10 protein-coding genes are annotated in these 8,687 nt (G+C 64.6%); all 10 read right to left on the reverse strand.

Going from position 1 to position 8,687, the window contains the following annotated elements:
* Positions 1–14: 14 nt before the first annotated feature.
* Positions 15–1,553: a histidine ammonia-lyase gene (gene hutH, locus ISS20_RS09800; RefSeq protein ID WP_291436084.1), complete on the reverse strand. Its 1,539-nt coding sequence runs from the start codon at positions 1,551–1,553 to the stop codon at positions 15–17.
* A 65-nt stretch (positions 1,554–1,618) separates the two neighbouring features.
* A complete protein-coding gene (hutC, locus tag ISS20_RS09805) occupies positions 1,619–2,431 on the reverse strand; it encodes a histidine utilization repressor (RefSeq protein WP_291436086.1) in 813 nt (270 codons plus the stop codon).
* A gap of 22 nt (positions 2,432–2,453) precedes the next feature.
* Positions 2,454–3,233, reverse strand: a complete 780-nt coding sequence (locus tag ISS20_RS09810; protein WP_291436088.1) for an ABC transporter ATP-binding protein — start codon at positions 3,231–3,233, stop codon at positions 2,454–2,456.
* On the reverse strand, positions 3,230–4,066 hold the full coding sequence (locus tag ISS20_RS09815) for an ABC transporter permease (protein ID WP_291436089.1): 837 nt from the start codon (positions 4,064–4,066) through the stop codon (positions 3,230–3,232). Before ISS20_RS09815 ends, ISS20_RS09810 begins: the two co-directional genes overlap by 4 nt.
* A 22-nt stretch (positions 4,067–4,088) precedes the next feature.
* The gene (locus tag ISS20_RS09820) at positions 4,089–5,054 is read right to left on the reverse strand and encodes an ABC transporter substrate-binding protein (RefSeq protein WP_291436090.1); all 966 of its coding nucleotides are present in this window, start codon (positions 5,052–5,054) and stop codon (positions 4,089–4,091) included.
* A gap of 408 nt (positions 5,055–5,462) precedes the next feature.
* The gene (locus tag ISS20_RS09825) at positions 5,463–6,845 is read right to left on the reverse strand and encodes a HAMP domain-containing sensor histidine kinase (protein ID WP_291436092.1); all 1,383 of its coding nucleotides are present in this window, start codon (positions 6,843–6,845) and stop codon (positions 5,463–5,465) included.
* Positions 6,842–7,528, reverse strand: coding sequence for a response regulator transcription factor (locus tag ISS20_RS09830; protein WP_291436094.1), 687 nt, complete (start codon positions 7,526–7,528; stop codon positions 6,842–6,844). Before ISS20_RS09830 ends, ISS20_RS09825 begins: the two co-directional genes overlap by 4 nt.
* Before the next feature lie 17 nt (positions 7,529–7,545).
* Positions 7,546–7,872 (reverse strand): hypothetical protein, encoded by a 327-nt coding sequence (locus ISS20_RS09835; protein ID WP_291436096.1) that lies wholly within the window; start codon positions 7,870–7,872, stop codon positions 7,546–7,548.
* A 17-nt stretch (positions 7,873–7,889) separates the two neighbouring features.
* On the reverse strand, positions 7,890–8,357 hold the full coding sequence (locus tag ISS20_RS09840) for a Spy/CpxP family protein refolding chaperone (RefSeq protein ID WP_291436097.1): 468 nt from the start codon (positions 8,355–8,357) through the stop codon (positions 7,890–7,892).
* Positions 8,358–8,442: 85 nt separating this feature from the next.
* A partial coding sequence (locus tag ISS20_RS09845) for a hypothetical protein (RefSeq protein WP_291436099.1) occupies positions 8,443–8,687 on the reverse strand: 245 nt, incomplete at its 5' end.

The following is an 8,687-nucleotide window of genomic DNA, read 5'->3' on the forward strand; positions in this document are numbered from 1 at the left end:
ATGCGTAGAGAAAGTCAGGCGAAGCTGGGCAGGCACTGGGTGAGCGCTGCAGGCCAGGTGGACTGCTGGGCCCATGCGCGCATGGCTTCGATGTCAAGGGCGAGGTACCGGTCCTGCTCCAGGTAGGCAACGCGCTCGCGGATGGCGGCGAATTGCGCTTCGACGAGGGGTGAACTCTTGAGCGAGCGGTCGAACTCCATGCCCTGCGCGGCAGCCATGGCTTCGATGCCGACCATCACGGCCGCGTTGCGCACCATGTCGCCCAGTCGGCGTGCGCCGTAGGTGGCCATGGAGACATGGTCTTCCTGGTTGGCTGAGGTGGGCAGGCTGGTCACGCTGCTGGGGTTGGCCAGGCATTGGTTCTCGGCCGCCAGCGCGGCGGCGGTGACCTGGGCGATCATGAAGCCGGAGTTCACGCCGCTGTCGCGGATCAGGAAAGCGGGCAGGCCCGAGAGGCCCGGGTCCAGCAGCAGCGACAGACGGCGCTCGGAGATGGCGCCGATCTCGGCCACTGCCAGCGCGATGATGTCGGCCACAAAGGCCACGGGCTCGGCATGGAAGTTGCCGCCGGAGATCACGTCGCCGTTGTCAAAGACCAAGGGGTTGTCCGACGCTGCATTCGCCTCGATGGTCAGCACGCGTGCGGCATGGTGCAGGTTATCAAGGCACGCGCCCATCACCTGTGGCACGCAGCGGATGGAGTACGGGTCCTGCACGCGGCCGCAGTTCGGGTGCGACGGGTCGATAGCGCTGCCATCGAGCAGTGCACGCACGGCGGCGGCCACAGCGATCTGCCCGGTCTGGCCGCGCGCCTCGTGGATGCGCGCGTCAAACGGCTTGACCGAGCCCTTGATGGCTTCGAGCGACAGGCAGCCTGCCACCAGCGCGGCGGAGAAAACGTTCTCGGCACCAAACAGCCCGGCCAGCGCGAGCGATGTGGACACCTGCGTGCCGTTGAGCAGCGCCAACCCTTCCTTGGGGCCCAGCACAAACGGCGCAAGGCCGATGGAGCGCATGGCCTCTGCCCCCGGCACCACCTTGCCGTCTACCTTGGCCTGCCCTTCGCCGATCAGCACACAGGCCAAGTGCGCCAGCGGCGCCAGGTCGCCCGACGCGCCCACCGAGCCCTTGGCCGGAATCACCGGCAGCACGTTGGCGTTGGCCAGGGCCAGCAACGCATCCACCAGTTCGGGGCGCACACCCGAGTGGCCGCGCGCCAGGCTCACGGCCTTGGTGGCCAGGATGAGGCGCACCACGTCGTCGGGCAGCGCATCGCCCGTGCCCACGCTGTGCGACAGCACCAGATTGCGCTGCAGCTCGGCCAGGCGCTCGTGCGCAATCTTGGTGCTGGCGAGCTTGCCAAAGCCGGTGTTGATGCCATAGACGACCTGGTCTTCATCGACGATGCGCTGCACCGTGGCCAGGGACTTCTGCAAACCCGCGCGGGCCGACACATCGAGCACCAGTTGCACAGGGCCCGCGTGGATGCGGCGCAGCTCGGCCAGCGTGACGCGGCCGGGGTGCAGGGTGAGGGATGAAGCGTTGTGTGTCATGGCGTTAATCCTGTATATACAAGTAGGTACAAACGAAAAAAGTCCGGACTTTTGGCAAAAAACTTTCAACCAGCGACGGGGTTGCCGTCCGCTCGGAAGCGGCTGCCCAGGCGGTAGCGGGTGGCGGGGTGCAAACAACGCACCACGGTGATGGGCACCCCGCGCGACCAGGTGCGGCGGGTGAGCAACAGGCAAGGCTCCTGCGGAGACATCTCCAGCAGCGCGGCCTGCTCGGCGGTGGGCATGACAGCGTCGACCACATGTTCGATCTGGTCGAACGGCACATTGCGCACCAGGTATTCGGAGGGTTGCAGTTGCGTGAAGTCCTGCGCGGCGAACTGTGGCACCTGGCGCGGGTTCACGTGACGGTCTTCCAGCTGCACGGGCAAGCCATCCTCGCGGTGGATGCACAGCGAGTGGAACACTGACTCGCCCGTGCGCAGGTCCAGCGCAGCGGCCACCTCCAGCGTGGCGGAGATACGCTCCACGGCCAGTACGTCGCAGCGGTAGTCATGCCCGCGCTGGCGGATCTCGCTGGCCAGGTTGGCGATCTGCAGCAGCGTGGACTGTGGCTTGTCCTCGGCCACAAAGCTGCCCACGCCCGCCACGCGCACGATGCGGCCCTGCTCCACTAGCTCGCGCAGCGCGCGGTTCACGGTCATGCGCGAGATACCAAACTGGGTGACCAGCTCGTTCTCGGACGGCAGGCGGTCGCCCGCGCGCCAGATGCCTTCCTGGATCTTGCGCGAGATGTGGTCCTTGATCTGCTCGTACAGCGCCATCGCTTGCACAGGCGCAGCCACGGCTGCCAGGGCCTTGGCGGGCGGGGCACTGCGGAGTGCAGTGGCTGCTGTGCGGCGGGAAGGACGGGCACTCATGATGCGATAGGGCTCGTAGGGCTCAGTGCAGATCCGCCGCCATGGATTCGGCGCGAATCTCTTCTGTCAGGCGCGCCTTGAGGTCCATGAACTCGGGGCTGGTCTTGATCGTGTAATGGCGCGGGTGTGGCAGGTCCACCGCCAGCTCGGTCTTGATGCGGCCGGGCCGGGCGCTGAACACGGCCACGCGGTTGGCCATGAAGATGGCTTCGTCGATGTCGTGAGTGACGAAGAGCACGGTCTTGCGCTCGGCCTCCCAGATGCCCAGCAGCAGCTCTTGCATGAGCACACGGGTCTGGTTGTCGAGTGCGCCGAAGGGCTCGTCCATCAGCAAAATCTTGGGGTCGTTGGCCAGCGCGCGCGCAATGGCGGTGCGCTGCTGCATGCCGCCCGACAGCTGCTTGGGAAAGTGCTGCTCGAAGCCGCGCAGGCCCACCTTGGCGATGAAATATGCGGCGCGCTCTTTTTGCTGTGCCTCGGGCATGCCGCGCTCGCGCAGGCCAAAGCGAATGTTCTGCTCAATGGTGAGCCAGGGGAACAGCGTGTAACTCTGGAACACCATGCCGCGGTCGGCGCCGGGGCCTTCGACCGGCATGCCATCGAGCAGCACGCGACCGCTGGTGGCGTGGTCCAGCCCCGCCACGATGCGCAGCAACGTGGATTTGCCGCAGCCCGAGGGGCCGAGGATGGTCACGAAGTCGTTGTCACGCACTTCAAAGTCCACCGGCTGCAACGCCTGTGTGCGCTGGCCTTTGGCACTCTCGAAGACACGCGACACAGCTTGAATGGATACGCTGCTCATCGCACAAAACTCCAGGCAAACAGACGGTGGTTGAGCGCCTTGAAGGCGAAGTCGGACACCAGCCCGATGAGACCGATGATGATGATGCCGAAGATGATCTGGCCGGTGTTGAGCAGCGACTGGCTGTCAGTGATCATGTGGCCGATGCCGCTGGACGACCCGATCAGCTCGGCCACGATCACATACGTCCAGGCCCAGCCCAGCACGAGGCGCAGGGTTTCGGCAATGTCAGGGGCGGCACCGGGGATCAGCACCCGCGTGACGATGCCCTTGTGGCCCGCACCCAGGGTGTAGGCGGCTTCCACCAAGTCGCGCCTTGCGCTGCCCACGGTGACGGCCACCATCAGCGTGATCTGGAAGACCGAACCGATGAAGATGACAAGAATCTTCTGCGCCTCACCGATACCGGCCCAAAGGATCAGCAGCGGGATGAAAGCCGACGCAGGCAGATAGCGGCAAAACGAAATGAAGGGCTCAAAGAACGCCTCAATGCCCTTGTAGGCGCCCATGGCAATGCCCAGGGGCACGGCAATCACCGCGGCCAGCACAAAGCCACCGACCACGCGCCAGATGGTCATGCCGATGTCTTTGATAAAGCCGTATTCGGTGAACAGCAGCCAGCCTTCTTTGGCCATGGTGATGGGGCTGGCCAGGAAGGTGGGCGACACAAAGCCGCCCAGCGTGAAGAACGCCCACACCGCCACGAACACGACGAAGAAGGCCAGCCCGAGCATCCAGCGGGCGCTGCTGCTCACGGGCTCCAGCGGGGCCAGCGAGCGTGGGCGCGCAGAGGCCTTTGGCTCGGAAACGGACAAGGGTTGCACGGCAGACATGGAGCGCTCTTCTTCCGTCTATTTACTTGATGAAGCTCGCGTCGAAAGTGACGGTCAGATCCTCAGGCGCCTTGCGGATGATGCCGGCCTCCAGCAGGATGGCCGTGGCGTCCTTCATGAAGGACTGCAGCTCGTCAGCAAAGAACTTCTGGTTGGCGGCCTTGTCCTGCCAGCGCAGGAAGGACGAGGACTTGGCAAACTGCTCGCCCGTCTGCTTGACGGCGGCGCCCATGATTTCGTTGGACTTGGTCGGGTCGGCCTTGATCATGTCCAGCGCCTGGAAGTACGAGTTGGCCAATGCCTGCCCGGCCTTGCCGTTGGCCTTGAGCCAGGTGGGGTCGCAGCCCACGGTGTCCATCACCATGGGGTAATCGAGCGTGGTGGCCAAAATCTTGCCAGCCGCAGGGTTGTCGCGCACGGTGGACAGGTAGGGCTCGTAGGTCATGGCGGCGTCGTTTTGCCCGGCCACGAAAGCCTGCGCGGCCGCCTGGGGCGACAGCGTGGTGGTCTTCACGTCCTTGAGGCTCATGCCGTTCTTGCTCAGCATCCAGGCCAGGCCGAAGTACGGTGCGGTGCCGGGCGCATCCACGCCAATGGTCTTGCCCTTGAGGTCGGCAAAGCCCTTGATGTCGCCGCGTACCGCAATGCCGTCGGCGCCGTAGGACTTGTCCATCTGGAAGATCTGCACGATGGGCACGCCGTTGGCGTTCCAGGCGACATGCGTCTCGACCGTGGTGGCAGCGCACTGGATGGACTTGGAGGCGAGGGCCAAATGGCGGTCCTTCTGCGGAATCATCTTGATCTCTACATCCAGGCCGTTCTTCTTGAAGATGCCTGCCTTGTCGGCCAAGGTGAGCGGCGCAAAGCCCGTCCAGCCGGACATGCCCAGCACGATTTTGGTGTCTTGCGCCTGGGCCGGTGCGGCCAGCGCCATCATGCATGCCGTTGCCGCTGCCAGCGACGTCCAATTCACAACCGATCGAGTCATCATCTGCTCCTGTTTGAAGAAAGTACCTTGGCCCAGCCCACCGGAACGCACCTGCGTACCGGGTCTCATGATGACAGCGTCAGCATACCTGTATATACAGGGTAAACACTGAAGAATCCTACTCATGCGAGGGGGTGCCGATATTCAGCAAGAACGGGGCCAGGGAGGATGGCGACTTCTCCAGTGGCCCCAGATGACACAAATCACTCCTGATTTAATAGCTTCCAGGGCAATAAATACCGGCGCTACCGAGCAAAAAGACCATGAATTTTTCGTGGGAGACTGGACATGCCCCCCCCGACATGGCCACTTCCCCGTTGCACCAGGCCTGTGCGCTGGACTGACCGCACAGGTGCGACACAGCCTGCCAGCACGGAAGGCAGCCTGTCTATGCCGCCGCCTGGCGACCTATTCCACCACCGGCAACCGCACGGTGACCGACAGGCCAGGCTCTGCATTGCGCATGTGCAACTGCCCGTCGTGCGCCTGTGCCACCAGGCGGCACAGGTACAAGCCCAATCCCACACCACCGGTAGCGCGCTGGCGTGCAGTGTCAGGGCGGTAAAAGGCCTGGGCCAGGTGGGGCAGGTGTTCGGGGGGCACGCCCCGCCCATGGTCACGCACCTCCAGCTCAAGCACCCTCCCCTCATCCTCCAGCCGCAGATGCAGCTCAGGCGGGAAGACGCCTGACTCACTGTGGCGCAGGCTGTTGTCCAGCAGGTTGCGCAGCAGCAGCCGCAGGCGGGACCGGTCGAGCCGCACTGCAGGCAAATCTGGCGCCACATGCAGGGCAATGTCTGCAGCCCCGGCATGGCGCGAACACAGATCAGCCACCACCTCGCGCGCCAGCTCAGGCACGTCGGTGGGCTCGCGGTGCAGCGCTGCATGGCGGCCCGCCAGCCGCTCGCTCTCAAGCAGGTCGGTGATGAGGCCCGCCATTTCACCCAGGTCGCGCATCAGCGCCAAGCGCTGCGGTTGCACATCGGCCGTCTCGGGCAGCAGCTCGGTATTCAGGCGGGCCCGTGTGAGCGGGCTGCGCAACTCGTGGCTCATGGCCAGCAACAAAGCACGCTTGGCCTCCAGCATCTGGTGGATGTCATCCCCCATGGTGTTGATGGTGCCAGCCAGCTGGCCCAGCTCGTCCGGCCGGTGGGCATGCCGCACCGGTATAGGCTGGGCAAAGTTGCCGTTGCCAAAACGCTGTGCTCCTTGACGAATATCGTCCAGCGGCCGCAACAGATGCCGCACATACACATAGGCCAGCGCCGTGAGCAGCAGCAGCACAGTGAGCGTGCCCCACGCAATGCGCGGGCGCTTGTCCCACGACAACGCATTCAGGCCGAACTCTATGTGGTGGCCATCTGCCGTCGTGCGGCGTAGCAGGCTGTGTCCGTTGTCGTCCCCGGCCCAGCGGTCTTCCTGCCGGAACTTGTCGCTCATCCAGTCGGGGCCTTGCTGGTCGGGGTGCGATGTCCACCGGATCTGCGGGCCGTCAATGCGCAATGTCAGCGGCAGGCGGTTGGCAATGGCCTGGGCACGCTCAATGCTGGGCGGGCTGCCAATCTCGGCCGCCAGGCGGTCCACATAGTCCATCAGCAGCGGCCGTGCAGCCTCGCGCCAGCCCACGGACACAGCCTTTTGCACCCCCCCCATGAAGGTCACAGCAACCGCCACCGCCAGCGCCATGAACACCAGCACCAGCCGAATGCGCAGCGAATGCCCAACCGCGTGTCGCGCCCGGCGATGCCAGGGACACTTCGGATCGGGGGGAGGGGAACAAATTCCCTTCATGGGGCGGCGCGGCGCAAAGCCAAGGAGTAGCCCACGTTGCGCAGTGTCTTGATGCAGTCAAGCGGCTCCAGCTTCTTGCGTAGTCGGCTCACCACAATGTCCACCGCACGGGTGTACAGCTCGGCCTCATGGCCGCGCAGCTGGTTCAGGATGTCGTCACGGCTGAAGACCTTGCCAGGCTCGCGAGCCAGCAGGTGCAACAGGTCGAACTCCGTACCGGTCAGCTCCACCAGCACACCCTGGCGCTGCACACTGCGGCGGGCCGCGTCGATGGACAGGCCCTCGAACTCCAGCGCGCCCACGGCAACGCCCTGCCCCGGCGCCCTGCGCCGGCGCAACACCGTCTGCAGGCGCGCCACCAGTTCACGTGGCTCGAAGGGCTTGGGCAGATAGTCGTCAGCCCCCAGCTCCAGCCCCACCACCCGGTCCATCACCTCGCCGCGCGCAGTCAGCATCACGATCGGCAGGTCACCCTGCTTGCGGATGGTGCGGCACAGCTCAAACCCATCCATTTCGGGCAGCATCACATCGAGGATGGCGGCGTCGAAGCCGCCCCCTGCCAGTTGGGCCAAGCCGTCGCTTGGCCGAAGGGCATGAACCAATTCCAGTTCAAAACGCTGGAAATACGTGGCCAAGGGGACGCCCAATTGCGCGTCGTCGTCAATCAGCAATATGCGGTGCATGAGCCATTCTCACACCGTCAGGCGCGCTCCCCATGCGCCGCCTCGCTCGGAGAGCCCACCCCGCACAATGCGCGGTGTCGCACGATGAGTCGGCGCAAACGGCCCTGCGCGCCCGCATGGAGCGCATCAAAATGGTCGGCCGCCGCCAGCAAGGCGGGCAAGGTGTGGGCTGCCAAAGCGGGCTGGCGGGCCACCAGCCCCATCGCGTGCTCGCGGTCAAAGCGCGGCCCCCACACGAGCGACATCAGCTCATCATGGGGCTCCGGGATCCCCGACAGCAGCGCAGGTCCGTGCACACGCACGCCCTGGGCCAGGCGGTGGATAGGTTCCAGCGTGGGTGACATGCGATGCTCCTCTCCCATCACCCGCGGGCCATCCAGCCCTTGCGTCGCTGCATGAGCTCACGCACTTTTTGCTGCTGGTCCGGGTTCAGGCTGTCATAAAAGTCGGCCATCGCGTTGACCACTGCGGGGCTATGGGCCTGCACTGCACGGGTCTTGTCTTCGAGCAGCGACTGCGCCCGTTCGCGATCAAACTTTTCGCCCGCCACCATGGCCTGCACCTCGGCACGGGGGTCTGCGGTCTTGCCAATGAACGCCGCACGCTGGGCTTCCAGTTGATCGGCCAGCGCATTGAGCTTGGTCTTTTGCGCCTGGTTCAAATCCAGCTTGCTGCTCACCCGCTCCACCACTTTGCCGCGCACTTCCGCCATCTTTTCCGCAGTCATCGGGCCGCGCTGATGGTGCCCGCTGGAGCAGGCCGTCAGCCCACCCACCGCAATGGACGCACCAAAAATGCCCATCAGCGTTTTCTTGATCCAGGGTTTCATGATGCAGTCCTTTCGAAGACGGTATGGAACATGACCCAGATAGTGCCCGCTGGCGCTTGAGACGTCGTCTCGACCCAGTTTCGGTTTATTTCATTTTGTTTCTTGCCAGGCCTGGCGCGAGGCACTGGCTGGCAATGGAATACGCCGATGGCAGTGCGTTGACCGATCTCGCCGGGGATTGAGGCGTGAGGCCATGGATAGGTGCCATTGCACCTTTCCGGTCCGCAAATAAAGCATGTGTCGCCCGCCTCTTATAGAAAACGCGCAGACGGGGCATCTGGCGATAAAGCAAAAAGTGGCCGACCGGAATCCGGTAGGCGCTGGCCTCAA

This window comes from Acidovorax sp., from assembly GCF_016783915.1.
In the GTDB taxonomy this organism is placed as follows: Bacteria; Pseudomonadota; Gammaproteobacteria; order Burkholderiales; family Burkholderiaceae_C; genus Acidovorax.